The sequence below is a fragment of the Streptomyces sp. WAC03905 genome, assembly GCF_057371075.1.
On the sequence record NZ_JBXYDZ010000003.1, the window covers coordinates 6,249,415 to 6,273,654 of the forward strand.

The 24,240-nt window shown below is 73.4% G+C and carries 22 protein-coding genes and 5 tRNA genes; 16 read left to right on the forward strand and 11 right to left on the reverse strand.

The window, feature by feature from the left end:
* Nucleotides 1–5: 5 nt before the first annotated feature.
* Nucleotides 6–635, reverse strand: coding sequence for a lysophospholipid acyltransferase family protein (locus tag AC2RP6_RS30740; RefSeq protein ID WP_037696105.1), 630 nt, complete (start codon nucleotides 633–635; stop codon nucleotides 6–8).
* A gap of 314 nt (nucleotides 636–949) precedes the next feature.
* Between AC2RP6_RS30740 and AC2RP6_RS30745 the strand changes: the two genes are divergently transcribed.
* The 3 genes from AC2RP6_RS30745 to AC2RP6_RS30755 all read left to right on the forward strand — a co-directional run bounded on the left by AC2RP6_RS30745 (nucleotide 950) and on the right by AC2RP6_RS30755 (nucleotide 3,316).
* On the forward strand, nucleotides 950–2,149 hold the full coding sequence (locus tag AC2RP6_RS30745; protein WP_486449123.1) for a glycerophosphodiester phosphodiesterase: 1,200 nt from the start codon (nucleotides 950–952) through the stop codon (nucleotides 2,147–2,149).
* A 74-nt stretch (nucleotides 2,150–2,223) separates the two neighbouring features.
* Entirely contained in the window at nucleotides 2,224–2,772 is a 549-nt protein-coding gene (locus AC2RP6_RS30750; RefSeq protein WP_486450514.1) for a sigma-70 family RNA polymerase sigma factor, read from the forward strand.
* Between the two features lie 37 nt (nucleotides 2,773–2,809).
* The gene (locus AC2RP6_RS30755; RefSeq protein ID WP_486449124.1) at nucleotides 2,810–3,316 is read left to right on the forward strand and encodes a GNAT family N-acetyltransferase; all 507 of its coding nucleotides are present in this window, start codon (nucleotides 2,810–2,812) and stop codon (nucleotides 3,314–3,316) included.
* A 12-nt stretch (nucleotides 3,317–3,328) separates the two neighbouring features.
* Here the strand turns inward: AC2RP6_RS30755 and AC2RP6_RS30760 are convergent, their stop codons facing one another.
* Both AC2RP6_RS30760 and AC2RP6_RS30765 read right to left on the reverse strand, forming a co-directional pair.
* Nucleotides 3,329–3,748 carry a hypothetical protein gene (locus AC2RP6_RS30760; protein ID WP_486449125.1) on the reverse strand — a complete coding sequence of 140 codons (420 nt, stop codon included), beginning with the start codon at nucleotides 3,746–3,748 and terminating at the stop codon, nucleotides 3,329–3,331.
* Nucleotides 3,741–4,109: a hypothetical protein gene (locus AC2RP6_RS30765; protein ID WP_486449126.1), complete on the reverse strand. Its 369-nt coding sequence runs from the start codon at nucleotides 4,107–4,109 to the stop codon at nucleotides 3,741–3,743. The genes AC2RP6_RS30760 and AC2RP6_RS30765 overlap by 8 nt, the downstream gene beginning before the upstream one ends.
* Before the next feature lie 604 nt (nucleotides 4,110–4,713).
* On the opposite strand from AC2RP6_RS30765, the gene AC2RP6_RS30770 reads away from it, so the two are divergent.
* The 8 genes from AC2RP6_RS30770 (at nucleotide 4,714) to AC2RP6_RS30805 (ending at nucleotide 16,356) form a co-directional block, all read left to right on the forward strand.
* Nucleotides 4,714–5,805, forward strand: a complete 1,092-nt coding sequence (locus AC2RP6_RS30770) for a methionine ABC transporter ATP-binding protein (protein WP_486450515.1) — start codon at nucleotides 4,714–4,716, stop codon at nucleotides 5,803–5,805.
* The gene (locus AC2RP6_RS30775) at nucleotides 5,802–6,470 is read left to right on the forward strand and encodes a methionine ABC transporter permease (RefSeq protein WP_486449127.1); all 669 of its coding nucleotides are present in this window, start codon (nucleotides 5,802–5,804) and stop codon (nucleotides 6,468–6,470) included. The genes AC2RP6_RS30770 and AC2RP6_RS30775 overlap by 4 nt, the downstream gene beginning before the upstream one ends.
* A gap of 150 nt (nucleotides 6,471–6,620) precedes the next feature.
* On the forward strand, nucleotides 6,621–7,484 hold the full coding sequence (locus AC2RP6_RS30780; RefSeq protein WP_486449128.1) for a MetQ/NlpA family ABC transporter substrate-binding protein: 864 nt from the start codon (nucleotides 6,621–6,623) through the stop codon (nucleotides 7,482–7,484).
* A gap of 256 nt (nucleotides 7,485–7,740) precedes the next feature.
* Nucleotides 7,741–8,493 (forward strand): GNAT family N-acetyltransferase, encoded by a 753-nt coding sequence (locus AC2RP6_RS30785; protein ID WP_486449129.1) that lies wholly within the window; start codon nucleotides 7,741–7,743, stop codon nucleotides 8,491–8,493.
* Between the two features lie 69 nt (nucleotides 8,494–8,562).
* Nucleotides 8,563–9,771, forward strand: a complete 1,209-nt coding sequence (gene cbiE, locus AC2RP6_RS30790) for a precorrin-6y C5,15-methyltransferase (decarboxylating) subunit CbiE (RefSeq protein ID WP_486449130.1) — start codon at nucleotides 8,563–8,565, stop codon at nucleotides 9,769–9,771.
* A 274-nt stretch (nucleotides 9,772–10,045) separates the two neighbouring features.
* Nucleotides 10,046–13,264, forward strand: a complete 3,219-nt coding sequence (gene cobT / locus AC2RP6_RS30795) for a nicotinate-nucleotide--dimethylbenzimidazole phosphoribosyltransferase (protein WP_486449131.1) — start codon at nucleotides 10,046–10,048, stop codon at nucleotides 13,262–13,264.
* A 1,004-nt stretch (nucleotides 13,265–14,268) separates the two neighbouring features.
* Entirely contained in the window at nucleotides 14,269–15,501 is a 1,233-nt protein-coding gene (gene cobA, locus AC2RP6_RS30800; protein ID WP_486449132.1) for a uroporphyrinogen-III C-methyltransferase, read from the forward strand.
* 42 nt (nucleotides 15,502–15,543) lie between these two features.
* On the forward strand, nucleotides 15,544–16,356 hold the full coding sequence (locus tag AC2RP6_RS30805) for a TrmH family RNA methyltransferase (protein ID WP_486449133.1): 813 nt from the start codon (nucleotides 15,544–15,546) through the stop codon (nucleotides 16,354–16,356).
* Between the two features lie 5 nt (nucleotides 16,357–16,361).
* Here AC2RP6_RS30805 and AC2RP6_RS30810 read toward each other — a convergent pair whose 3' ends face one another.
* Entirely contained in the window at nucleotides 16,362–17,561 is a 1,200-nt protein-coding gene (locus AC2RP6_RS30810; RefSeq protein ID WP_486450516.1) for a serine/threonine-protein kinase, read from the reverse strand.
* Between the two features lie 550 nt (nucleotides 17,562–18,111).
* Here AC2RP6_RS30810 and AC2RP6_RS30815 point away from each other — a divergent pair.
* Nucleotides 18,112–18,297: a hypothetical protein gene (locus AC2RP6_RS30815; protein ID WP_486449134.1), complete on the forward strand. Its 186-nt coding sequence runs from the start codon at nucleotides 18,112–18,114 to the stop codon at nucleotides 18,295–18,297.
* Nucleotides 18,298–18,509: 212 nt separating this feature from the next.
* On the opposite strand, the gene AC2RP6_RS30820 is transcribed toward AC2RP6_RS30815, so the two are convergent.
* From AC2RP6_RS30820 to AC2RP6_RS30840, 5 genes are all read right to left on the reverse strand, one after another.
* Nucleotides 18,510–18,584: transfer RNA gene (locus tag AC2RP6_RS30820), tRNA-Val, on the reverse strand.
* Between the two features lie 40 nt (nucleotides 18,585–18,624).
* Nucleotides 18,625–18,696 (reverse strand) — tRNA-Val (locus AC2RP6_RS30825).
* A gap of 19 nt (nucleotides 18,697–18,715) precedes the next feature.
* A tRNA-Val gene (locus AC2RP6_RS30830) sits at nucleotides 18,716–18,787 on the reverse strand.
* Between the two features lies 1 nt (nucleotide 18,788).
* Nucleotides 18,789–18,862 (reverse strand) — tRNA-Cys (locus tag AC2RP6_RS30835).
* A 39-nt stretch (nucleotides 18,863–18,901) separates the two neighbouring features.
* Nucleotides 18,902–18,974, reverse strand: a tRNA-Gly gene (locus AC2RP6_RS30840).
* 180 nt (nucleotides 18,975–19,154) lie between these two features.
* On the opposite strand from AC2RP6_RS30840, the gene AC2RP6_RS30845 reads away from it, so the two are divergent.
* The 3 genes from AC2RP6_RS30845 to AC2RP6_RS30855 all read left to right on the forward strand — a co-directional run bounded on the left by AC2RP6_RS30845 (nucleotide 19,155) and on the right by AC2RP6_RS30855 (nucleotide 22,022).
* Nucleotides 19,155–20,237 (forward strand): chorismate-binding protein, encoded by a 1,083-nt coding sequence (locus tag AC2RP6_RS30845; protein WP_486449135.1) that lies wholly within the window; start codon nucleotides 19,155–19,157, stop codon nucleotides 20,235–20,237.
* Nucleotides 20,234–21,061, forward strand: coding sequence for an aminotransferase class IV (locus tag AC2RP6_RS30850; protein WP_486449136.1), 828 nt, complete (start codon nucleotides 20,234–20,236; stop codon nucleotides 21,059–21,061). The genes AC2RP6_RS30845 and AC2RP6_RS30850 overlap by 4 nt, the downstream gene beginning before the upstream one ends.
* Nucleotides 21,062–21,179: 118 nt before the next feature.
* Complete coding sequence (locus tag AC2RP6_RS30855) at nucleotides 21,180–22,022, forward strand: GNAT family N-acetyltransferase (RefSeq protein ID WP_486449137.1); 843 nt, start codon at nucleotides 21,180–21,182, stop codon at nucleotides 22,020–22,022.
* Between the two features lie 176 nt (nucleotides 22,023–22,198).
* Here AC2RP6_RS30855 and AC2RP6_RS30860 read toward each other — a convergent pair whose 3' ends face one another.
* Nucleotides 22,199–22,693, reverse strand: a complete 495-nt coding sequence (locus AC2RP6_RS30860) for a DsbA family protein (protein WP_486449138.1) — start codon at nucleotides 22,691–22,693, stop codon at nucleotides 22,199–22,201.
* Nucleotides 22,694–22,872: 179 nt separating this feature from the next.
* On the opposite strand from AC2RP6_RS30860, the gene AC2RP6_RS30865 reads away from it, so the two are divergent.
* Entirely contained in the window at nucleotides 22,873–23,289 is a 417-nt protein-coding gene (locus AC2RP6_RS30865) for a hypothetical protein (RefSeq protein WP_486449139.1), read from the forward strand.
* Between the two features lie 279 nt (nucleotides 23,290–23,568).
* Here AC2RP6_RS30865 and AC2RP6_RS30870 read toward each other — a convergent pair whose 3' ends face one another.
* The gene (locus tag AC2RP6_RS30870) at nucleotides 23,569–24,189 is read right to left on the reverse strand and encodes a CGNR zinc finger domain-containing protein (RefSeq protein ID WP_486449140.1); all 621 of its coding nucleotides are present in this window, start codon (nucleotides 24,187–24,189) and stop codon (nucleotides 23,569–23,571) included.
* Nucleotides 24,190–24,240: the final 51 nt, after the last annotated feature.

Below are 24,240 nucleotides of genomic sequence, written 5' to 3' on the forward strand. Positions count from 1 at the left end.
GCCGGTCAGGCGGCCTTCGCCTTGGTCGCGTACATGTCGACGTACTCCTGGCCCGAGAGCCGCATGACCTCGGCCATCACCGAGTCCGTGACGGCCCGCAGCACGTACCGGTCGCGGTCCATGCCCTCGTAGCGGGAGAACTCCATCGGCTCGCCGAAGCGGACCGTGACCCGGCCCGGTCGCGGCATGCCGGCGCCGCCGGGCTGGAGCTTGTCGGTGCCGATCATCGCGAACGGCACCACGGGGGCGCCGGTCATCAGGGTGAGGCGGGCGATACCGGTGCGACCGCGGTACAGGCGGCCGTCGGGGGAGCGGGTGCCCTCCGGGTAGATGCCGAAGATCTTGCCCTCTTCGAGGATCCTGCGGCCGGTCATCAGCGCCGCGACGCCGCCGTTCGCACCGTCACGGTCGACGGGGATCATGCCGGAGCCGGTGAAGAACCACGCCATGAGCCGGCCCTTGAGGCCCTTGCCGGTCACGTACTCGTCCTTGCCGATGAAGTGGACCGTGCGGTCGCACACCAGCGGAAGGATCATGGAGTCGATGAAGGTGAGGTGGTTGCCCGCCAGAATCACCGGTCCGGAGCCGGGGATGTTCTCGACGCCCTCCACGCGGGTGCGGAACATCGTGCGCATGACCGGTCCGACAGTGGCTTTGATGAGCTTCGTACGGAACAACGTGGGCCCTCCGGCATCGAAAAGCGGCTCGCGCACCCACCACTCGGCAGTAGCGCAGGTGAGGACGATACTCGCGGGTCAGCTCGGAGCGCACATCGGGTTCACGTGTCGGATACGTATTGTTGACGCGCGTTTTCGCCAAGTTCCCCGGTTGTGCCCACGAGGCACCCCCTGCGGACACCCCCGTTTGCCTACCATCGGCACGCCGATCACGACCTTCACGCCCCGGGGCCGCCAGGGTCGTCCGGGGCCTTCACGACGAGGAGTGGCTCATGACGCAGGGTGGGGCAGCGCGGCGCACGGTCCTGGGGGCGGCCGCGGTGGCGGCCGGGGCCGGGATCACCGGACTCGCGGCGGGACCGGCCTCCGCCGCCTCCGCCTCCGCGTCCGGCCCCGCCTCCGCGGACGGCGGCGGACGCGGGCGCGGCGACGGCTTCCGGGACCTCCCGTACCCCACGGTCATCGGCCACCGCGGCGCCAGCGGCTACCGGCCGGAGCACACGCTCGGGTCCTACCAGCTCGCCCTCGACCTGGGGGCGGACGTCATCGAGCAGGACCTGGTCCCCACCCGGGACGGCCATCTGGTGTGCCGCCACGAGAACGAGATCGGCGGGACCACCGACGTCGCCGACCACCCGGAGTTCGCCTCGCGGCGCACCACCAAAACCGTCGACGGGGTACCGGTCACCGGATGGTTCACCGAGGACTTCACCCTCGCCGAGCTGAAGACCCTGCGCGCGAAGGAACGTATCCCCGCCGTCCGCCAGCGCAACACGCTCTACGACGGCCAGTGGGCGGTCCCCACCTTCGAGGAGGTGCTCCGCTGGGCCGACCGCGAGGGCCGGCGGCGCGCCGAGCGCATCTGGCTGCACGTCGAGACCAAGCACCCCACCTACTTCCGCGGTCTGGGCCTCGGCCTGGAGGAACCCCTCGCCCGGCTGCTGCGCCGGTACCGGCGCGACGGCCGCGACGCCGCCGTCTTCCTCCAGTCCTTCGAACCCTCCAGCATCCAGCGGCTCTCCCGGCTGGTCTCCGCGCCCCGCGTGGTCCTGCTCTCCGCCGCGAACACCCGCCCGTGGGACTTCGAACAGGCGGGGGACCCACGTACGGTCGCCGATCTGGTCAAGCCCGAGGGACTCCGGTGGATCGCCGGCTTCGCCCAGGGCATCGGCCCCACCATGGACCTGATCCTCCCGCGCGACGCGGCCGGCCGGCTCGGCGCTCCGACCACCCTGGTGAAGGACGCCCACGCCCGCGGACTGCTGCTGCACCCCTATACCGCGCGCAACGAGAACAGCTTCCTGCCCGCCGAGTACCGCAGGGGCACCGATCCGGCCGCCTACGGGGACGCCCTCGGCGCCTTCCGTACCTACTTCGAACAGGGCATCGACGGGATCTTCACCGACAACCCGGACACCGGACTGCTCGCCGCCGAGGCCTTCCGACCGGGCCGACGCCCCGTCAACGGCTGAGCCCCCGTTTCTCGAACGAGTGGGCCGTGCCCGGCGGGGAAACCACCGGGCACGACCCACTCGTCCCGCTCGGCATGGACCTGCTGAAGGACCCCGACCTCGTCAACGAACTGGCCCCGCTGCTCTCCGCGGAGGCGGCGGCGGAGGCCCCGGCCGCCGGAGTGGACGCGGCCGACCTCGAACAAGCCGTCTGGGTCAGGCTGCTGGAGAGCGGCCGGCGCGCTCCCGATCCCGCGGACCCGGCCGAGCCGGCCCGCTGGCTGCGCCGTGCGGTGCGGGCCGAGGCCCGGCTCGCCCGCCGCCGTACGCGGCGCGAGGTCCCGTACGACCACCGCCCGCGGGCGGGCGCCGCCGACGGTCCCGGACCGGAGCCCGAAGACGCCCTGCTGCACGGCGAGGAGAACCGGGCCCTCCGATCGGCCGTCGCCCGGTTGCCCGGGCGCTGCCCCGAGCTGATGAAGGCACTTCTTTCGCCCAGAGACCTCACATACCGTGAAATCGCAGGAGAGTTGGGTATCTCACAAGGAAGTTTAGGGCCCGTGCGTTCCCGTTGCCTGGGATGTCTGCGCAGAATGCTCGCGGCAGAGGTTGCGGCTCCTGGCCTTCGGGGAAGGGAGCGGTAGACCAACGGGCTACCAGGTGAGCTGGAGGCATGCGCACATGGGCATGAGCGTGACCATTTCGGCGGCGGCTGCCGAGGACGTCGAGCAGATCTTCAAACTGCAGTACCTGGCGTTCCAGCGCGAGGCCGAGCTGTACGGCAACTACCTCATCCAGCCGCTCACCCAATCCCTGGACTCCCTCAAGGGAGAACTCGCGACGGACACCGTCCTGGTGGCCCGGCTCGGAGACGAGATCGTCGGAACCGTGCGCGGCAGCGTGGACGAAGAGGGCACCGCCAAGATCGCCAAGCTCTGCGTCCACCCCCGCCTGCAGGGCCACGGGCTGGGCGCCCGCCTGCTGCGCGCCGTGGAGGAGGCCCTCGCGAGCCCCGGCACCACCACCCGCTTCCGCCTGCACACCGGCCACAAGAGCGAGTCGAACCTGCGGCTCTACCGCAAGGCCGGCTACGTCAAGGTCGGCGGACGCACCGCGTCCGACGGCGTGCAGCTGGTGATCCTGGAGAAGGAAGCCAAGGACCCCACCGACTTCGCGGTCAGCGCCTGAGCCGCGGCCGGTTCAGCGCCTGCGCAGCCAGAGCATCCCGGTGATCGGCAGGATCACCGGGATGAACAGGTAGCCCATCCCGAACTGCGACCAGACGGTCGTGTCCGGGAACGCCTCCGGGCGCACCAGGGTCCACGTGCCCACGGCCAGCACGCCCGCCAGCTCCGCGGCGCAGCACACCAGCGCCGCCCTGCGCGCCGCCTCGCCGCCGCGCACCAGCGAGTACGTGATGAACGCGTAGGCCAGTGCCGCCACCGCGGACAGCGAGTAGGCCAGCGGCGCCCGGTCGAACTCGGTGGAGATCTGGTAGGCCGACCGCGAGACCGCGCCCACCACCATCACCCCGTAGAGCCACACCAGCAGCAGTCCCGGCCCGGAGACCAGCCGCTTGCGCCCGGCGGGAGTGGCGGTCGTCGTCTCAGCGTCAGGCACCGGTGGTTCCCCAGATGTCGTAGAGCCGTACTTCGAGGACGGCGAGGACGACCGCGCCCGCGGCCACCGTCACCGACCCCCACTTGGTCCGCTCGGTCAGCGAGAGCAGCCCGGCGGCCGGTACCGCGGCGAACGCGCCGAGCAGGTAGGCCACGAAGATCACGGTGCCCTCGTCGGGCTTCTCGCCCCTGGCCAGCTGCACCAGGCCGATCACCAGCTGCGCCAGGACCAGCACGGTCACGACGGCCATGCCGATGAAGTGCCAGTCCTTGGTCGGCTGGTCCCGCAGCGCGGCGTATCCGCACCAGGCGGCGAGGGCGAGTGCGGCCACGCCGATGGCGACCGTCAGGGCGTCGAGCATGCAGCGAGGGTATTACGGGCCGAAAGACCCGATGCGCGCGCCCCTTCCCGTACCGCGGCCCCGGCTCGGGCGGCGGCCACCCTCGGCGCGATCGTGGTCTTGACCACAGGGGCGCCTCGCGGGGCCCCGCCCGCGCCCCCTGCGACGCCCTGCCGCCGACCGCCCGGGGGAGCGTGTCCGCGCAGGTCAGGGTGGAGGACGGCGGAGTGGGACGGACGGCCCCGGCTGGCCGGTGTTGTCCGGTATGCGGCCGAATCTCGTCCGCTATGCGGACAGCTTTGATCGGTGACGGGATACGTCTGCTTTACTGGTGCCCATGACCACGACGAGCAGCCGCACCCTTGCGACCGAGGCGACGATGACGCCCGGTGCTCGCTGTATGTGTCGAATGTGCGCCTTCTGAGGGCCCCTTCCTGAGCCTCGCGCCCCGAAGCGAGACCGGCCGCGCCCGTACGCCATCCCTGATGGACAGCCCGGCCCACTCATGCCCCGCGCACGCGTCGAAGCCATCGTTTTCTGACGGTTCGTCCCGTATCGCGTCCCAGATGTTTGCCCCGTGCCCGGCACCCCGCTGCGCCGCGCACTCGACAGCGACGGAAATCCTGTGATCACCACATCGGGCCTCACGAAGGTCTACCAGTCCCGTGGCCGCGAGGTCACCGCCCTGGACGGCGTCGACCTCCACGTCCGTGAGGGCGAGGTCTACGGAGTCATCGGCCAGAGCGGCGCCGGCAAGTCCTCCCTGATCCGCTGCGTGAACCTGCTGGAGCGCCCCACCACCGGCACCGTGCACGTCGACGGGGTCGACCTGACCGCGCTGGCCGGCCGCGGCCGCCGCGCCGGCAAGGAACTGCGCGAGGCCCGCAGCCGTATCGGCATGGTCTTCCAGCACTTCAACCTGCTGTCCTCGCGCACCGTCCAGGCCAACATCGAGCTGCCCCTGGAGATCCTCGGCGTCTCCGGCCGCGAGCGCTCCCGCAAGGCCCTGGAACTCCTCGACCTGGTCGGCCTCGCCGACAAGGCCAAGGCCTACCCCACCCAGCTCTCCGGCGGTCAGAAGCAGCGCGTCGGCATCGCCCGCGCCCTGGCCGGCGACCCCAAGGTGCTGCTCTCCGACGAGGCCACCAGCGCCCTCGACCCCGAGACCACCCGCTCCATCCTGAAGCTGCTGCGCGACCTCAACGAACAGCTCGGCCTCACCGTGCTGCTCATCACGCACGAGATGGACGTCGTCAAGACCGTCTGCGACTCGGCCGCCCTGATGAAGAAGGGCCGGATCGTCGAGTCCGGGACCGTCGCCGAACTGCTCGCCACCCCCGGTTCCGAGCTCGCCGGCGAACTGTTCCCGGTCACCGGCGCCGCCTCCGGCCCCGACCGCACGGTCGTCGACGTCACCTTCCACGGCGAGGCCGCCGCCCAGCCGGTCATCTCGCAGCTCTCGCGCACGTACAACATCGACATCTCGATCCTCGGCGCCGCGATGGACACCGTCGCCGGCCGCCTCATCGGCCGCATGCGCATCGAACTGCCCGGCCGCTACGAGGACAACGTCGTGCCCGTGGGCTTCCTGCGCGAGCAGGGCCTCCAGGTCGACGTCGTCGACGAGGCCGACGGGGCCGACGGGGCCGACGGGATCGACGGCGAGCTGGCCGAACTGACCGACCTGACCGAGCTGGCCAAGGATGGTGCCAAGTGACCTGGTCCGAGATGCAGCCCCTGCTCACCCAGGGCACCTACGACACCCTCTACATGGTGCTGTGGTCCACCCTGGTGACCGTCCTCGGCGGACTGCCCATCGGCATCCTGCTCGTCCTCACCGACAAGGGCGGCCTGCTGCAGAACCAGCCGCTCAACAAGATCCTCGGCGTGATCGTGAACATGGGCCGCTCCCTGCCGTTCATCATCCTGCTGATCTTCCTGATCCCGGTCACCACCGCGGTCGTCGGCACCTTCATCGGCCCCACCGCCATGATCGTCCCGCTGGCCATCGGCGCCATCCCCTTCTTCGCCCGGCTCGTCGAGACGGCCGTCCGCGAAGTGGACCACGGCCTGATCGAGGCCGTCGAGTCCATGGGCGGCGGCATCCCGACCCTGGTCGGCAAGGTCCTGCTCCCGCAGGCCCTGCCCTCGCTGGTCGCGGGCGTCACCACCACCGTCATCACCCTCGTCGGCTACTCCGCCATGGCGGGCGCCGTCGGCGGCGAGGGCCTGGGCTCCAAGGCCATCACGTACGGCTTCCAGCGCTTCGAGACCGGCTTCATGGTCGCCACCGTCGTGGTCCTCATCGTCCTCGTCACCGTGGTCCAGCTGATCGGCGACGGCGTCGTACGCCTCCTGGCCCGCCGCGGCCGGACGGCCTGACCGCACCGACGGACCAGCCCCACCGCTACCACGGCCCGCCGGCCACCACGGGCCGCGGCCCCACTGATGTCCCCACAGAGCCCGCACTTGTCGTGCTTGGGCCACCACCAGCAAGTCCTCCGTACTTGTTCCGCAAGAAAGGCACTCTTCGTGCGTAAGAACATCAAGCTCACCGCCCTCGCCGCCACCGCCACCGCGCTGACCCTCGGCCTCACCGCATGCGGCAGCTCCTCCGACCCGTCCTCCGCCAAGACGGACGGCGGCAAGGCCGACGAGAGCAAGCCGCTCGTCATAGCGGCCTCCCCGAGCCCCCACGCCGACATCCTGAACTTCGTCAAGGACAAGCTCGCGGCCAAGGAGGGCCTCAAGCTGGAGGTCAAGGAGTTCACGGACTACGTCCTGCCCAACACCGCCACCGAGCAGGGCCAGGTCGACGGCAACTACTTCCAGCACAAGCCGTACCTCGACGACTTCAACAAGAAGAACAACACCCACGTCGTCCCGGTCGTGAACGTGCACCTGGAGCCCCTCGGCCTCTACTCGAAGAAGGTCAAGGCCCTCTCCGACATCAAGGCCGGCCAGACCGTCGCCGTCCCCAACGACACCACCAACGAGGGTCGCGCGCTCCAGCTGCTCGCCGCGAACAACCTGATCACCCTCAAGGAGGGCGTCGGCACCAGCGCCAAGCTGTCCGACATCACCGACAAGAAGGGCCTGGAGTTCAAGGAGCTGGAGGCCGCCACCGTCCCGCGCGCCCTGGGCGACGTGGACGCCGCGGTGATCAACGGCAACTACGCCATCGAGGCCGACCTGTCGCCCGCCAAGGACGCGCTCGTCCTGGAGAAGGCCGAGGGCAACCCCTACGCCAACTTCCTCGCGGTCAAGGACGGCAACCAGAACGACCCGCGGATCCAGAAGCTCGCCAAGCTCCTGAACTCCGACGACGTCAAGAAGTTCATCGAGGAGAAGTACCAGGGCTCGGTCGTCCCGGCCTTCGGCACCCCCGCCTCCTGACCCCCGCCGCCCGGCACCGTCGGGCCCGGCCGGTCATGCATCTCGGCCCCGCACGCCCCTGTCGGCGCGCGGGGCCGAGTCCTGCCCGCACCCGCGGCCGAGTCCTGCCCGCTCCCGGGCAACCCGGCCCTGCACATCCCCCGTTCGATGCTGCATGCTGTGGCTTACGACCCGTGGACCAGGGCCCGCACCCCCGGCCCCGCCCACGGTCGCCTCGCACCACGGTCGCACCACGTTCTCAGGCATGGAGCTGCGCATGACTACCACCTTCCCGGACGTCACCATCAGCACGGACCGGCTGGTGCTGCGCCCGTTCGAGGAGGAGGACGTCACCGCGCTCGTCGAGATGATGAACGACGAGAACATCACCGCCTGGACCTCGGTGCCCCACCCCTACACCCGGGCCGACGCGCACGCCTGGGCCACCCGCGACTCCCACACCGAACGCGCCGAGGGCCGCGGCATCGTCTTCGCCGTCACCGAGTTCCTCACCCAGCGCCTCGTCGGCACCGTCCACCTCCGCAACACCAACTGGCGCACCCGCGCCACAGAGGTCGGCTACGTCACCGCCCCCTGGGCCCGCGGCGAGGGCTACGCCAGCGAGTCCGTCCTCGCCGTCGCCCGATGGCTCTTCCGCGAGCAGGCCTTCGAGCGCCTCGAACTGCGCACCGCCGCCGACAACACCGCCTCCCAGCAGGTCGCCCAGAAGATCGGCTGCATCAGCGAAGGCGTCCTGCGCAACGCCTGGACCGTGCGCACGCAGACCGCCGACGGCGGCTGGGCCGACAGCCGCACCGACCTCATCGTGTGGAGCCTCCTGCCCGAGGACCTCGACGAGGGCGACGACTACGACGGGTACGACGGGTACGACGGCTACGAGAGCTACGAGAGCCACGACACCCGCGGCGACCACGACACCCGCGGCGGCCAGGCAGCACACCCGGGCGACACGGTCCCCGGACAGCGGTCCGACGCGCACGGCCACCGCGTCGGCGCCGACCGGAAATGAACCGATGACCGGGTAGTCTCACCGTGCCCGCCCCTCCCGCCCACCCCCCACATCAGGAGACAGACGACGATGGCCGACCGGGTCACGGTGATCGGCTGGGACGGTTCCCCCCTGACCTCGGCCGCCCGGTCCGCGCTCTCCGCCGCCACCCTCGTGGCCGGAGCCGCCCACCACCTCGCGCTCCCCGAAGTCCCGCCCACCGCCGAACGCATCCGCCTCGGCAGCCTGGGCCTGGCCGCCCGCCGCATCGCCGGCCACCGCGGCACCGCCGTGGTCTTCGCCGACGGCGACCCCGGCTTCTTCGGCGTCGTACGCACCCTGCGCGCCCCGGAACACGGTCTGGAGGTCGAGGTCGTCCCCGCCGTCTCCTCCGTGGCGGCCGCCTTCGCCCGCGCCGGCATGCCCTGGGACGACGCCCACGTGGTGGTCGCCCACCCCCGCACCCTGCGGCGCGCCGTCAACGTCTGCCGCGCCCACCCCAAGGTCGCCGTCCTCACCTCGCCCGGCGCCGGGCCCGCCGAACTCGCCCTGCTCCTCGACGGGGTCCACCGCACCTTCGTGGTCTGCGAGGAACTCGGCACGGACCGCGAGCAGGTGAGCGTCCTCACCTCCGACAAGGCCGCCGACCACAGCTGGCGCGACCCGAACGTCGTGATCGTGATCGGCGGCGCGGGCCAGGCCCAGTCCGCCGAACCCGGCTGGCTGCTCGGCCAGAGCCCCGCCCACTCCGCCGACCGCGGCTGGGCCCGCCCGCAGCCGGGCGCGGGGGAGGGCGAGGGGGAGTCGCCCCTGCTGCACGCGGCCCAACTCGCCCGGCTCGGCCCGCGTACCGGCGACCTGGTCTGGGACATCGGCACCGGATCCGGCGCCGTGGCCGTGGACGCGGCCGCCCTCGGCGCGGCCGTCATCGCCGTGGACGCCGACCCCGGTGCCCGCGAACGCGTAACCGCCGCCGCCCGCAGCCGAGGTGTGCAACTGCAGTTCGTCGCCGGGCGCGCACCGCACGTCCTGGAGAGCCTGCCCGAGCCGGACGTCGTCCGCGTCGGCGGCGGCGGTCCCGAGGTCGTCGCGGCCGTCGCCGACCGGCGCCCCGAACGGATCGTCAGCCACGCGTCCACCCGCGACGAGGCGGAGGCCATCGGGCGCGTACTCACCGAACACGGTTACGACGTCGAGTGCGCCCTCCTCCAGGCCATCGGCCTGGACCCCCGTACCTGGGCGGAACAGGACCGTTCCGTGGTGTTCCTCCTGGCAGCTCAGCGCCCTGTGACCCGCTGAGACGAGGCCCGGGGTAGGCTGGCCGATCGTCGTACTGCGCGGACCTTTCGGGCATCGCGACACGGCCTGGACGCGCGACGTGGCGCAGTCCACAGAGGACCGTGGTGGTTATGGCCGCCACGATCGCCAACGGGCGCGACAATGCTTACTGGTTGTCGCGCAGGCGCACGTGAGACGGACTCGTCGCACCCGCGACACCGCACGGCAACTCCGCTCGGAGGCCTCGTGGGCGACCGGGTGATCGAAGAGGCAACACGATGGGCGAGGGGTAAGCATGACTGACACCGGCCAGGTCCCGGGCGAGGGTCTCCCGGACAGCACGGGCATGGTGGATCAGCAGGGCATCCCCGCCCCGGTCCAGGTTCCGGCGCCGATGCCCGGCTACGCCTTCCAGGACCTCATGGACGATCCGGCCGAGCCGGAGGACGAGGAACTCCTGCTGATGCCGAGCGCCCAGGGCTCCTGGAGCGACCCCCAGGTCGTCCCGCAGGCCCCGGCGTACCCCGTGGAGCCCCAGCACGCCGAGCAGCAGATGTACGCCGACGCCTCCTACGGCGCCGGGACCGCTTACGCGGGCGCCCCGGCGGGGTACCCCGAGCCCGCCGCGTACGCCGAGTTCCCCCAGCCCGCCTTCCCCGAGGGCTCCTACAGCGCGGGCGCCCACGAGACGGGCGGCCGGGACTCCGGCGCGCTCGACCTCGGCGGCCTCGTCCCGCCGCCCGCGGCCCCCGCCGCCGCCCCGGCGGCCCCCGTCCGCCGCCCGCTGCACATGGGCCCGCCCGTGCCCGACGCCACCGGTGGAGTCGTACGCTCCCTCGCGGACCGCGGCCCGGCCGCGGCGCCCGTCACGCCCCCGCCGGCCGCCCCGCTCGCCCCCGCGGCGCCCACGACCCCGCTCCACCAGGCCGGCCCCCCGACCATCGGGCCCGAGTACCTCGACGTCCCGCGTGCCGAGGCCGGCCAGGACCAGGCCGCCCCGCAGCTCGCCGAGGTCCCGCCGCAGGCCGGTACGCCGTGGACGCCCGACCCCGTCCCCGCGTCGGAGGCCCCGGCGGCCGAGCCCGCCTCCCAGGCCCCCGAGCCGGTGGCGCAGCCCGAGCCCGAGCCCGAGTCCGCGCCCGAGTCCGCGCCCGCCGAGGCCCAGGCCGCGGAGTCCGTCCAGGTCCCCGAGCCGGTCCCGACCGCGGTGGAGCCGGAGCCCGCGCCGGAGCCCGCAGAAACGGTGGCTCACGCCCCCGCGGAGCCCGACGCCGTACCGGCCGAGGCCCTTCCCGTGACGGAGACCCCCGAGCCCGTCGCCGCCGAGGCGCCGGCCGTCGTACCCGTGGAGGTCGCCCCGGTCGCGCCCGCGCACCAGGTCGAGCCCGCCGAGCAGGCCGAGGCCGTCGCCGTCGAGCCGGTCCAGCCCGTGGCGCCCGAGCCGGTGCTGCCGGAGCACGCCCCGGCGGAGCCCGTGGCCGCCCCCGAGGAGCAGCCGGCCGAGGCCGTCACGCCCGAGCCGGTGCAGCCCGGGCCCGTCCCGGCGGAGCCCGTGGCGGCCGCCCCCGCGGAGCCGGTGGCGACCGGGGCCGCGCCCGTCCCGGCCGAACCGGTCGCCGTCCCGGCGGAGCCCGAGCCGGTCGCCCCGGCAGAGGCCGCCGAGCCGGTCGAGGCCGCCACGGCCGAAGCCGTGGCCCTGCCCGAGCCCGAGACCGAGGCCGAGGCCGTCGTCGTGCCCGAGGCCGGGCCCGAGGCGGTCGTCGAGGCCGAGCTCGCCCCCGGCGAGCCGGCCCCCGGTTACGCCGACGCCGAGCGCGAGGCGGTCCTGCGGGTGATGCGCGAGCGCCGCGACATCCGCAAGGGCTTCCGCACCGACCCGATCCCGCACGAGGTGCTGCTCCGCGTCCTGGAGGCGGCCCACACCGCGCCCAGCGTCGGTCACTCCCAGCCCTGGGACTTCGTCGTCATCCGCTCCGCCGAGACCCGCCGGACGATGCACGAGCTCGCCCAGCGCCAGCGCGAGGCCTACGCGAAGTCGCTGCCCAAGGGCCGGGCGAAGCAGTTCAAGGAACTCAAGATCGAGGCCATCCTCGACACCCCGGTGAACATCGTCGTGACCGCCGACCCCACCCGCGGCGGCCGCCACACCCTCGGCCGGCACACCCAGCCGCAGATGGCCCCGTACTCCTCGGCCCTCGCCGTCGAGAACCTCTGGCTCGCCGCGCGCGCCGAAGGCCTCGGCGTCGGCTGGGTGAGCTTCTTCGACGAGCGCGAGATGGTCCGCGAGCTCGGCCTGCCGGAGCACCTGGAGGTCGTCGCGTACCTGTGCGTCGGCTACGTCGACGAGTTCCCCGAGGAGCCCGAGCTGGCCCAGGCCGGCTGGTCGCAGCGGCGCCCGCTCTCCTGGGTGGTCCACGAGGAGACCTACGGCCGTCGCGCGCTGCCCGGCGAGGAGCCGCACGACCTCCTCTCCGAGACGGTCGCCAGCATCCGCCCGCTCGACGCGAAGGCGCTCGGCGAGGCCTGGGAGCGGCAGAAGCGCATGACCAAGCCGGCGGGCGCACTGGGCATGCTGGAGATCATCTCCGCGCAGCTGGCCGGCCTGTCCCGGGTCTGCCCGCCGCCGATCCCGGAACCGGCCGCCGTCGCGATCTTCGCGGGCGACCACGGCGTGCACGCCCAGGGAGTCACCCCGTGGCCCCAGGAGGTCACCACGCAGATGGTCGCCAACTTCCTGGGCGGCGGAGCGGTCTGCAACGCCTTCGCCAACCAGGTGGGCGCCGAGGTCTGCGTCATCGACGTCGGCGTCGCGGGCGACCTGCCGGCCACCCCGGGCCTGCTGCCCCGCAAGGTCCGCCCGGGCACGGCCGACCTGTCCACCGGCCCGGCCATGACCCGCGAGGAAGCGGTCGCGGCCATCGAGGTCGGCATCGAAACGGCCCGAGACCTGGTCGCGGCGGGCAACAAGGCGCTCCTCACGGGCGAGATGGGCATCGCGAACACCACGGTGTCCGCGGCCCTGATCTCGGTCTTCACGGGCGTCGACCCGTCGGAGGTCACCGGTCGCGGCACCGGCATCAACGACGAGACGCACGCCCGCAAGGTCGAGGTCGTACGCCGGGCCCTGGAGCTCCACCAGCCCGATCCGGCGGACCCCATCGGCGTCCTCGCGGCCATCGGCGGCCTGGAGCACGCCGCCATCGTCGGCCTCCTGCTGGGCGGCGCGTCCCTGCGTACGCCGGTGATCCTGGACGGCGTCAGCGCCGGAGCGGCGGCGCTGGTGGCCCGTGCCATCGCGCCCGAGGCCCTCTCCGCGTGCATCGCGGGCCACCGCAGCGCGGAGCCGGGGCACGTGGCGGCCCTGAACAAGCTGGGCCTGCGCCCCCTGGTCGACCTGGACCTCCGCCTCGGCGAGGGCACCGGCGCCCTCCTGGCCCTCCCGCTGGTCCAGAGCGCGGCCCGCGCGATGCACGAGGTCGCCACGTTCGACTCGGCGGGCGTCACGGAGAAGTAGCCCCGAACGGGGTGCCGTGCGCCCGCCGCTCCGGCTGACCCGGCGCGGGCGCACGTCCCCCAGCCCCGCAGGAGGCACCGGCTCGGGCCGCGCTGGGCGCCCTGAGGTGGGCCCCCTCCGCAAGACCCCCGCAGCCCGAACGAACCCACCGCCGCAGGGCCTGGCAGCGCCGGTGTCTGCCGGGGTCCCGGCGGGCCGGGGTTCGCGCGGGGATGCCGAGGGCTGGGGCCCCTCCAGCCCGGGCGAACCCACCGCCGCCCGAAGGTGCGGCTGACCCGCCGCAGGGCCTGGCAGCGCCGGTGTCTGCCGGGGTCCCGGCGGGCCGGGGTTCGCGCGGCAGTACCTGCCCTGCGGACCGCGCGGGAGTGCCGTGGGGTGGGGGCACTCCGGGAGGTCCCCGCAGGCCGAGCGAACCCACCGCCGCCCGGCGGGCCGGTCCGGGCTCGGGGTTCGCGAGCCGAGGAGACCTGCCGGAGGGGCCCCGCCCCACCCCCCCCGCAGCCCCCGCGTCCGGCAGCCCGCCCCGGGCGCCGGGGCCTGGTCTCGCCTCGCGGCCCTGGGAGCCACCGTGGGGCTGGGGCGCCGTCCGACGGCGTATTGGCCACCGGAACCGGGCCCGGGGCGCGTGAGCGGCCCCGGTGGCACCGGCAGCCCGGCGCCGGCAGCCCGCCCCGGGCGTCGGAGGCCCGGCCGCCGGGCCCCGGACTGGCCGCGCACCGGAGCGCCCTGAGCACCCGATCCCGGCTCGCGGCCCCGTGAGCCACTCCAAGGTCGGTGGCACCGGCAGCCAGGCGCCGCGGAACGGCCCGGGCGCGCACGGGTCCGGGACGACGGTGCGCGGGGTGCGGGGCGGAGCCCCGGGGCAGGACGCGGCCCCGTCCGTACCGCGGGACGGCCCGCGCCGTATGGTGGACCCGCACCGCATCACCGCACGTCAGCATTCCCGCCGCTCCAGAGCCGCAGCGGCACGACAGAACGACTGCCGCATCAGGAGCCGCACCGCCATGGCCGACACCCCCGCCTACCCCGTAGGACTCCGCCTCGCCGGCCGCCGCGTCGTCGTCATCGGCGGTGGCCAGGTCGCCCAGCGCCGCCTCCCGGCGCTCATCGCGGCCGGCGCCGACGTCCTGCTCGTCTCGCCCTCCGCCACCCCCTCCGTGGACGCCATGGCCGAGACCGGCGAGATCCGCTGGGAGCGCCGCCGCTACCAGGACGGCGACCTCGCCGGTGCCTGGTACGCCCTCATCGCCACGCAGCACCGCGAGGTGAACGCGCAGGCCTCCGCCGAGGCCGAGCGCGAGCGCGTCTGGTGCGTCCGCGCCGACGACGCCTCCGCCGCCACCGCCTGGACCCCGGCCACGGGCCGCATCGAGGGCGTCACCGTCGCCGTGCTGACGGGCAACGACCCGCGCCGTTCCGCCGCCGTGCGCGACGCCGTCGTGGAGGGCCTGCGCGACGGCAGCCTCGCCGCCCCCGGCCACCGCCACAAGTCCACCCCCGGCGTCGCCCTCGTCGGCGGCGGGCCCGGCGACCCCGACCTGATCACCGTGCGCGGCCGCCGCCTCCTCGCCGAGGCCGACGTGGTCATCGCCGACCGGCTCGGACCCCGCGACCTGCTGGACGAACTCCCCCCGCACGTCGAGGTCATCGACGCCGCGAAGATCCCGTACGGCCGGTTCATGGCCCAGGAGGCCATCAACAACGCCCTGATCGAGCACGCCAAGGCCGGCAAGGCCGTGGTCCGGCTCAAGGGCGGCGACCCGTACGTCTTCGGCCGCGGCATGGAGGAGCTCCAGGCCCTCGCCGAGCACGGCATCCCCTGCACCGTCGTGCCCGGAATCTCCAGCTCCATCTCGGTGCCCGCGGCCGTCGGCATCCCCGTCACCCACCGCGGCGTGGCCCACGAGTTCACCGTGGTCAGCGGACACGTCGGCCCCGACGACCCGCGCTCCCTGGTGGACTGGGCCTCGCTGGCCAGGCTCACCGGCACCCTGGTGGTCCTCATGGGCGTCGACAAGATCGGCCTGATCGCGGAGGCGCTCGTGCGGCACGGCCGCTCCGCCGACACCCCGGTCGCGGTCGTCCAGGAGGGCACCACCGCGGCCCAGCGCCGGGTGGACGCCACCCTCGCCACGGTCGGCGAGCGGGTCCGCGCCGAGGAGGTCCGGCCGCCCGCGGTCATCGTCATCGGCGAGGTCGTCCGCGTCGGAACCGACCTTCGCCCCACCAGCGCCTGACAGGCCGTTGGCACCGCACCCAGGACAAGGCAGTATCACCCTGTGGCTGATCTCATCACCATCACCGACCCCGACGACCCGCGCCTGCGCGACTACACGGGCCTGACCGACGTCGAACTCCGGCGCAGGCGCGAGCCCGCGGAAGGCCTCTTCATCGCCGAGGGCGAGAAGGTCATCAGACGGGCCAAGGACGCCGGTTACGAGATGCGGTCGATGCTGCTCTCCGCCAAGTGGGTCGACGTCATGCGCGACGTCATCGACGAGCTCCCGGCGCCGGTCTACGCCGTCAGCCCCGACCTCGCCGAACGCGTCACCGGCTACCACGTGCACCGCGGAGCCCTCGCCTCCATGCAGCGCAAGCCGCTGCCCACGGCCGAGGAGCTCCTCGCCACGACCCGCCGCGTGGTCGTCATGGAGGCCGTCAACGACCACACCAACATCGGGGCCATCTTCCGCAGCGCCGCCGCCCTCGGCATGGACGCGGTGCTGCTGTCGCCCGACTGCGCGGACCCGCTCTACCGGCGCTCGGTGAAGGTCTCCATGGGGGCCGTGTTCTCCGTGCCCTACGCCCGCCTCGAGGCCTGGCCCAAGAGCCTGGACCGGGTGCGCGAGGCCGGTTTCAAGCTGCTCGCGCTGACCCCGCACGAGAAGGCGACGCCGATCGAGGTGGCCGCCCCGCAGTCCCTGGAGCGGGTCGCCCTCATGCTCGGCGCCGAGGGCGACGGCCTCTCCACGCAGGCGCTCGTCGCCTCCGACGAGTGGGTGCGCATCCCCATGGCCCACGGTGTGGACTCGCTGAACGTGGGCGCCGCCGCGGCGGTCGCCTTCTACGCGGTGGCCCAGGGCCGCCCGTAGGGGGGCTACAGCTTCTGGGCGGCCGCGATCCCCAGCGCCACGATCAGCGTGACCACGATGAACACGATCAGGCGCTGCCGCATCAGCTTCGGGTCCGGGCGTGAGGGGCGCCGTCCCGTGCCGGTCGTCCGGGGAGCCGGCCGGCCGCCCGTGCGCCCCGCGGTCGGCCGGGAGGACGGGCCGCCGGGGTTGCGCGGGTTGCGCGACGACGAGGGCCGCGAGTGCGGGCCGCCGGGCGCGCCGCCCTGCGCCGGCCGGGGCGCGCTGCCGCCCGTACGGCGCTCCGTACGCCGCTCCGCGTGGTCCAGGGCCCCCTCGGGCAGCCGGCCCGTCGGCCGCTCCGTCCGGGCCCGCTGCGCCGGCGGTCGGCCGTCCGACAGCCCCTGCGCCTCGCGGGCCGCGATCTCCTTGAGCCGCATCGACAGCTGGAGCGTGCTGGGCCGCTCCTCGGGGTCCTTGGCCAGGCAGGCCCGTACGAGGGGGGCCAGCGCGTCCGGGACGCCCTGCAGGTGCGGTTCCTCGTGCACCACGCGGTACAGCATGACCTCGGAACTGCCGTGTCCGAAGGGGGAGTCCGCGGTCGCCGCGTAGGCGAGGGTGGCGCCGAGCGCGAAGACGTCGGTGGCGGGGGTGACGGCGGCGCCCCGTACCTGCTCGGGTGCGAGGAAGCCGGGGGAGCCCACGGCCGTGCCCACGTGGGTGAGGGTGCTCGCCCCGGTCGCCCACGCGATGCCGAAGTCGATGATCCGCGGGCCCTTGGGGGACAGCAGGATGTTCGAGGGCTTCAGGTCCCGGTGGACGACGCCCGCCTCGTGGACGGCGACCAGCCCCTCCGAGAGGGCGGCGCCGACGGCGGCGATCTGCGCGGCCGTCAGGGGGCCCTCCTCGGCCACCTTGTCGTGCAGCGAGGGCCCGGGCACGTACTGGGTGGCGAACCACGGCCGCTCGGCCTCCAGGTCCGCGGCGACCAGGCGCGCCGTGCACCCGCCCCGGATCCGCCGGGCCGCGGACACCTCGCGGGCGAACCGCGAGCGGAACTCCTGGTCCTCGGCGAGGTCCGGCCGGATGACCTTGAGGGCGACCCGCTGTCCGCGCCGGTCCGAGCCCAGGTAGACCACGCCCATGCCGCCGGCCCCGAGCCGCCGGTGCAGTCTGAACGAGCCGACGACACGCGGGTCCTCGCGCCGGAGCCGCATCATCGCCATGTCCACCCCGCTGACGGTCGTCCTGTTGACGTGGCACAGCTTACGGACCATCCGGCATGCGTGCTCAGAGGCCGCGCCCTCGTCGGGAGATTCGATCGTCAGTGCGGCACAGCACACTTGAGGGAGCCTCAGGGATCTCCCGCCCCGCTCGGGTCGTGGCGGCCGGTCGGCTCAAACGGCCCTTCGGGCAAGGGGATTGGCGCCCCGCACCACGCCGCACGACACCGGCGCGCGCGCCGGAGCCGCCGCGCCCCGAGTCGATCTTGCCGATGGCCCGTCGGTGGACACGCATGAGCGGGGAGTGACGGAAGTGAGGGAAGTCACTACCCTCCGGTCATCCCCTCGGGGAAGACCCCGACGCGAGGGGGACGCTCTCCACCCAGGGGAGTACACGGCGTGGTGCCCGTCATCCTCCTGGAGGCCCGGAAATGGGTACGAGGGCATGAGGCCGGCGGCTCCCCGCCCGCCTAGTGTTGAAGTCAAGCGGCGGGTGATGCACTCGTCCCCCGAGGTCAAGAGCCCGCCGCTGCCAGACGACAGGGAGAGGGCCATGGCGGACATCGCACGGCAGGGACGCAAGGCATTCGCGTTCAACAGCCATGAGTCCGGCACCCGCCACCCACTGGTGGCCGCGGCCATGGTGCTCCCCCTGGCCGTCCTGCTGCTCTTCCTCTTCGGAGGATTCGATCAGCTGGCGGCACAGGCGTCGTCCGTGGGCATGATGCCGGGGCGCTGAGCGGCGCCCCGGGCCCGGGAGAGCGGCCCGGGCCGGGACATCGGCCTGTCGTACCCCGTGGGGACGGGGGCGCGACGGACGGCAGGTGAAGGGTGCTGCCCGTACGACTGGGGAGTCGGACGGGCAGCACCCTTTTTGACGCCCCGCACTGCTGGACACCCGGGTGGCGGAACGCGAGAGCCCCGGCCGTCGAAACGGCCGGGGCTCTCCGGTGGTGCGCGATACTGGGATTGAACCAGTGACCTCTTCCGTGTCAGGGAAGCGCTCTCCCGCTGAGCTAATCGCGCGGGACCGCGGTCTGAAACCGCAGGTGGTGCGTGTACTGCGTGCGCGATACTGGGATTGAACCAGTGACCTCTTCCGTGTCAGGGAAGCGCTCTCCCGCTGAGCTAATCGCGCGGGGATCCTTGCGGACCAGTGGACGATACTGGGATTGAACCAGTGACCTCTTCCGTGTCAGGGAAGCGCTCTCCCGCTGAGCTAATCGTCCTTGGAGGTGGAGACGGGATTTGAACCCGTGTAGACGGCTTTGCAGGCCGTTGCCTCGCCTCTCGGCCACTCCACCATGGAGCTGCAGGGGTTCTCGGGAAGATCCCCCACTTCGAGCGGACGACGAGACTCGAACTCGCGACATCCACCTTGGCAAGGTGGTGCTCTACCAACTGAGCTACGTCCGCAGGTCACCTTGTTCGCTCCGGGGTTTTCCCCCTTCGCTCCCTGGCGACGTGTTGAACTCTAGCGGATTCCCGGGCCAGCTCAAAAACGCGTTTCCGCAGCGTGCTGCCGCTCGATCACCACAGGTCACCCGGCCGTCACCGCACCGGCGCCGCCGCGTCGCCGGTCATAGACTCGCAGCCGTGCACGACCTGCCCCCCATGGCCCGCTTCGGCGGCCTCCTCGCGACCGACCTGCGGGATGTCACCAGTGACCCCGCAGCCCTCGACTCCACCGGCTTCTGGGCGGTGGCCGCCGACTTCGAAGGGCGCCTCGTCTGCGCGCGTTTCGGGGACGTGCGACCCGACCCCGTACCCGCGCCCGTCCCCGGGGCCTGGAGCGGGCCGTCCGCCGACCGTTGGACCTCCTCCCTGGACCGCGCCGCGTACGTCGCCGGAGTACGCCGGATCCGCGAGCACATCGCGGCCGGCGAGGTCTACCAGGCCAACCTCTGCAGGGTGATGTCCGCGCCGCTGCCGGACCCGGAACGCGCCGACGTCGACGCCCTCACCGCGCACCTCGCCCGCGGCAACCCCGCACCTTTTGCAGGAACGATTCGCCTCGCCGCGCACGGCGTCGAGATCGCCACCGCCTCCCCCGAGCTGTTCCTGCGCCGCGACGGCCGCCGGGTCGAGTCCGGACCCATCAAGGGCACCGGCCGCACCGTCGACGACCTCCTCCCCAAGGACCACGCCGAGAACGTGATGATCGTGGACCTCGTGCGCAACGACCTCGGCCGGGTCTGCGCCACGGGATCCGTGTCCGTCCCCGAACTGTGCGCCGTCGAGGAGCACCCGGGCCTCGTCCACCTCGTCTCCACCGTGAGCGGCGAACTCGCCGACGGCGCCGGCTGGCCCGAGCTCCTCGACGCGACCTTCCCGCCCGGATCCGTCACGGGCGCGCCCAAGTCCTCCGCCCTGCGGATCATCGAGGCCCTGGAGACCGCCCCGCGAGGCCCCTACTGCGGGGGCGTCGGCTGGGTCGACGCCGACCGCGGCACCGGCGAACTCGCCGTCGGCATCCGTACCTTCTGGATCGACCGGGAGGCCCCCGGCGGCCCCCGGCTGCTCTTCGGCACCGGGGCGGGCATCACCTGGGGTTCCGACCCCGACCGCGAGTGGGCGGAGACCGAGCTCAAGGCGGCCCGCCTGCTGCGGGTCGCGGCGGGCCGGGAGACCAGCGCGACCCAGGGGGCGCACGGCACCACCGGAAGGACAGCACCATGAGAATCTGGCTCGACGGAGCCCTGAGGGACGTCGACAGCGCGACGGTGTCGGTCCTCGACCACGGGCTCACCGTGGGGGACGGCGTCTTCGAGACGCTCAAGGCCGTTCGCGGCCGCCCCTTCGCGCTCACCCGCCACCTGGAACGGCTGACCCGTTCGGCCCGGGGCCTCGGCCTCCCCGACCCCGACCTCGACGAGGTGCGCCGCGCCTGCGCCGCCGTCCTGGAGGCCGAACCGGTCGAGCACGGGCGGCTCCGCCTCACCTACACCGGCGGTGCGGCCCCGCTCGGATCCGACCGGGGCGACGCCGCCACCACCCTGATCGTCGCCGTCGCCGCGTCCCCCCGCCGTCCGGACACCACGTCCGTCGTGACGGTGCCCTGGGTGCGCAACGAGCGGTCCGCCGTGGCGGGCCTGAAGACCACCTCGTACGCGGAGAACGTGGTCGCGCTGGCGGCCGCCCACCGGGCCGGGGCCTCCGAGGCGCTGCTGGCCAACACCGTCGGGCGGCTCTGCGAGGGCACCGGCTCCAACGTGTTCGTCGTACTGGACGGAGAACTGCACACCCCGCCCCTGGACACCGGTTGCCTGGCGGGCATCACGCGGGCCCTCGTCCTCGAATGGGCGGGCGCCAAGGAGACCGACCTGCCCTTCGAAGTGCTCGCCGAGGCCGAGGAGGTCATCGTGACCTCCTCGCTGCGCGACGCCCAGGCGGTCGTCCGACTCGACGGCCGAGAACTCGGAACCGGAACCGGTCCCGGACCCGTCACGGCGGAGGTCATGCGGATCTTCGAGGCGAAGGCCGGCGCGGACCTCGACCCGTGAACACCGGGCCCGTCGAGACCCGGCCCGTCGAAACCGGGTCCGGGAACACCGGGTCCGGGAGCACCGGGTCCGTGAACACCGGTGACGTGGAGCCGCGCGGCAGGTAGAACTCCAAGTGATGACCACCACCCTGCGGCCCGCGCAGCCGCTCCAGCGCAACAGTGACGGCACCCGGCGGCGGGCCTACGAGGTCCGGGTCAACAGCCGCCGGGTCGGCACGCTCGAACTGGCCACCCGGTCCGCCGCCCAGCCCTCGGTCGGCGTGATCCGCGGGCTGTGGATCGACGAGGGCGACCGCCGACGGGGACGCGGCACGGTCGCCGCCCTCGCCGCCGAGGAGGTGCTGCGCTCCTGGCGCTGCACCGGGATCGCCGTGTCGGTGCCCGCCGACGCCGGACCGGCGCTGCGGATGGCCGCCGCCCTGGGCTACCGGGAGACCGGCCGGATCATGGTCAAGGACCTGCCGGCGCAGCCGCCGGGTCTCCCGGCGGGCAGCGTCGGGCGGCCGATGACCCGGGCCGAGTTCGACGCGTGGATCGAGCCGGGCATCGTGGAGTACGGCCGCCGGCTGGTCGCCCCCGGCATGACCGACGAGCAGGGCGTGGCCGCCTCCCGCGCCGAACACGCCAGGATGCTGCCCGACGGCCGGGACACCCCGGGGACGGACTTCCTCCTGCTGGAGACCCCGCAGGGGCGGACGCTGGGCACCGTGTGGATCGGGGAGTGCGACCTGCCCGGCCTCGGCCCCGTCCCCTACGTGTACGACGTCAAGGTCGCGCCGGAACACCGCGGGCAGGGCCACGGGCGCGCCCTGATGCTCCTCGCCGAACGGACCGTCCTGGCCGCCGGAGGCAGCCGGCTGGGCCTGCACGTGGTCGAGGGCAACACCCCGGCCCGGCGGCTCTACGAGTCGCTCGGGTACCGGGACATCGCGGTGAACGCCTCCAAGGAGCTGATCTAGGCCCTGTCGTCAAAGTTGCACCTGGCCCGCGGCGCCCGGCACCGCACCTCGCCGCGTTGTCGGGGCGCCCAAGTACGTCCAGTACTCGGGCGCCCCTCCGCCTTGCGATGCACGGCACCGGACACCGCGGGCCTGACCGGCGCCACTTTGACGACAGGACCTAGGGGCGAAGGAGATCAGCCGGCGAGCAGGCGGTCGGCGATCTCCTCGATGCGGGCGCGCAGGCCCTCCTGGCTCTTGCCGCCGTCGAGGCGCTCGCCGCCGATCACGTAGGTCGGGGTGCCGGTCACGCCGATCGCCTTGCCCTCGGCCTGGTCCGCGTCGACGATCAGGATGTGCCGCCCGTCGATCAGGGCGGTGTCGAACTCCTCGACGTCCAGACCCAGGCCGCGGGCCACGTCCAGCAGGACGGGCTCGCCCTTCTCGGCCAGCTCCGCGGTGCGGGCCAGCAGCGCCTCGGCGTAGGGCCAGCCCTGCCCCTGCTCGGCCGCCTCCTCGGCCGCCTGCGCGGCGGCGAAGGCGTGCTTGTGCTTCTCCAGGGGGAAGTGGCGCAGCCGGATGTCCAGCCGGTCGCCGTAGCGGGCCCGCAGGGCGCGGACGTCGTCCAGGGCGCGGTGGCAGTCGGGGCACTGCAGTTCGCACCAGACGTCGAGGATCACGGAATCGGTCATGCGAACAGTCTCCCAGCCCCCGCCCGCCCCACCGACCGGCACCTGCGGAGGACCCGGACCCCGAGATACCCCGGAGATCCCGCCGGGGGAGGCCCAGCGCCTGGCCGCGGCGGCGGCGCGGGGTGCACGATGGACGGACGGGGACGGACCGCCCCGCCGCCGAGAGTCCGGAGGACCGCATGCTTGCCGAGACCATTTGCTCCGCGGTGTCCGCGGCGGGCCTGGGCATCGCCGCAGTGACCGCCTACCGCAGGCGGTTCCTGGCCGCCGCGCGGATCGCCGCGTACGCGCTGGTGCCGGTCGGCCTCGTGCTGACGGGTGTCGTGGAGTGGCTGACCGGCATCGTCTTCAACCCGACCGTCTGGATCGGGTTCGGGCTGCTGGGGCTGGCCTGGCTGATCCTCGCCACCACCCGGCGCGTGGAACGGCGCCGGCTGGGCGACGCCGACAGGCCCGCGAAGGGGACGAAGGCCGGCCGGTCCCCGGCGACGGTCGCCCCGGCCGCCTCCAAGCCCTCCCTGGGCACGGCCGCGCCCCAGGCCCCCGCCGACGACTTCTCCGACATCGAGGCCATCCTCAAGAAGCACGGCATCTGACCCGCCCGCTGCGGCTCGACGCGGAGCGGCGGTGGGGTGCGCAGCACGGCGAGGGGGGTCGGCGGGCGGAGACGGCCGTGCGTCCACGAGATCGAGCGAACTGCCGCGCGAGTGTTGGCGTGTTGAGGGGTGCGGGGTGGGGCGCTGCGCCATCATCGCCCCGACATGTTCGAGACATCGCAAAGTGACCCGCCCGTGCCCGTCGCGGTACCCGACCCTGTCGCCGACGAGCCGCGGGGCTGCCTGTTCGCGCTTTCCCAGCCGCCCCTGATGATCTTCCTAGCGGTGATCGGCGTCCTGCTGCTGCTCGCCGCCGTGCACGACCTGTTCCTGCTCTGACGGGCCGGCGTCGGCCTCCTTGCGGCGGGCCCGGTACGCCGCCACGTGCAGCCGGTTCCCGCAGGTCCGGCTGTCGCAGTAGCGCCTGGAGCGGTTGCGCGAGAGGTCGACGAAGGCGCGCCGGCAGTCGGGGGCCTCGCAGCGGCGCAGCCGCTCCTGTTCCCCGGAGACCACGATGAAGGCCAGGGCCATGCCGCCGTCGGCCGCCAGGTGGTCGCCCACCGATGCGCCCGGCGCGAAGTAGTGCACGTGCCAGTCGTAGCCGTCGTGGTCGGTCAGCTGCGGGGTGGTGCCCGCGGTCGCCACCAGCTCGTTGATCAGCACGGACGCGGCGCGCGCGGTCGGCGCCGCGAAGACCTGGGCGAACTTCGAGCGCACGGTCCGCACGCCGGCGAGGTCGCGGGCCCCGAGCTCGCCGACGTCGCTGATCGAGTACTCCTGGACGAAGCCGCGCAGCGCGCCGATGTCCGAGAGCCCGTCGGGCTGGTCGGTCTCGGCCGCGGTGTTCACCAGCGCGACGACGACGTCGAGCGCGCGACGGGTGTCGTGTGGGATCTGCACGGTGTCTCCCTCGGGGGCCGGGCCTGCGGCGACGGGCGCGCCGCCGATGCC

Bases quoted from the DNA above. Each gene is read 5' to 3' on its own strand.
- cbiE (WP_486449130.1), top strand. From the start codon at position 8,563: ATGGCCGACCGGGTCACGGTGATCGGCTGGGACGGTTCCCCCCTGACC.
- AC2RP6_RS30865 (WP_486449139.1), top strand. From the start codon at position 22,873: ATGCTTGCCGAGACCATTTGCTCCGCGGTGTCCGCGGCGGGCCTGGGC.
- AC2RP6_RS30815 (WP_486449134.1), top strand. From the start codon at position 18,112: ATGGCGGACATCGCACGGCAGGGACGCAAGGCATTCGCGTTCAACAGC.
- AC2RP6_RS30765 (WP_486449126.1), bottom strand. From the start codon at position 4,109: ATGCTCGACGCCCTGACGGTCGCCATCGGCGTGGCCGCACTCGCCCTC.
- cobT (WP_486449131.1), top strand. From the start codon at position 10,046: ATGACTGACACCGGCCAGGTCCCGGGCGAGGGTCTCCCGGACAGCACG.
- cobA (WP_486449132.1), top strand. From the start codon at position 14,269: ATGGCCGACACCCCCGCCTACCCCGTAGGACTCCGCCTCGCCGGCCGC.
- AC2RP6_RS30855 (WP_486449137.1), top strand. From the start codon at position 21,180: ATGACCACCACCCTGCGGCCCGCGCAGCCGCTCCAGCGCAACAGTGAC.
- AC2RP6_RS30810 (WP_486450516.1), bottom strand. From the start codon at position 17,561: ATGGCGATGATGCGGCTCCGGCGCGAGGACCCGCGTGTCGTCGGCTCG.
- AC2RP6_RS30750 (WP_486450514.1), top strand. From the start codon at position 2,224: ATGGACCTGCTGAAGGACCCCGACCTCGTCAACGAACTGGCCCCGCTG.
- AC2RP6_RS30740 (WP_037696105.1), bottom strand. From the start codon at position 635: ATGCGCACGATGTTCCGCACCCGCGTGGAGGGCGTCGAGAACATCCCC.
- AC2RP6_RS30860 (WP_486449138.1), bottom strand. From the start codon at position 22,693: ATGACCGATTCCGTGATCCTCGACGTCTGGTGCGAACTGCAGTGCCCC.
- AC2RP6_RS30755 (WP_486449124.1), top strand. From the start codon at position 2,810: ATGGGCATGAGCGTGACCATTTCGGCGGCGGCTGCCGAGGACGTCGAG.
- AC2RP6_RS30745 (WP_486449123.1), top strand. From the start codon at position 950: ATGACGCAGGGTGGGGCAGCGCGGCGCACGGTCCTGGGGGCGGCCGCG.
- AC2RP6_RS30785 (WP_486449129.1), top strand. From the start codon at position 7,741: ATGACTACCACCTTCCCGGACGTCACCATCAGCACGGACCGGCTGGTG.
- AC2RP6_RS30850 (WP_486449136.1), top strand. From the start codon at position 20,234: ATGAGAATCTGGCTCGACGGAGCCCTGAGGGACGTCGACAGCGCGACG.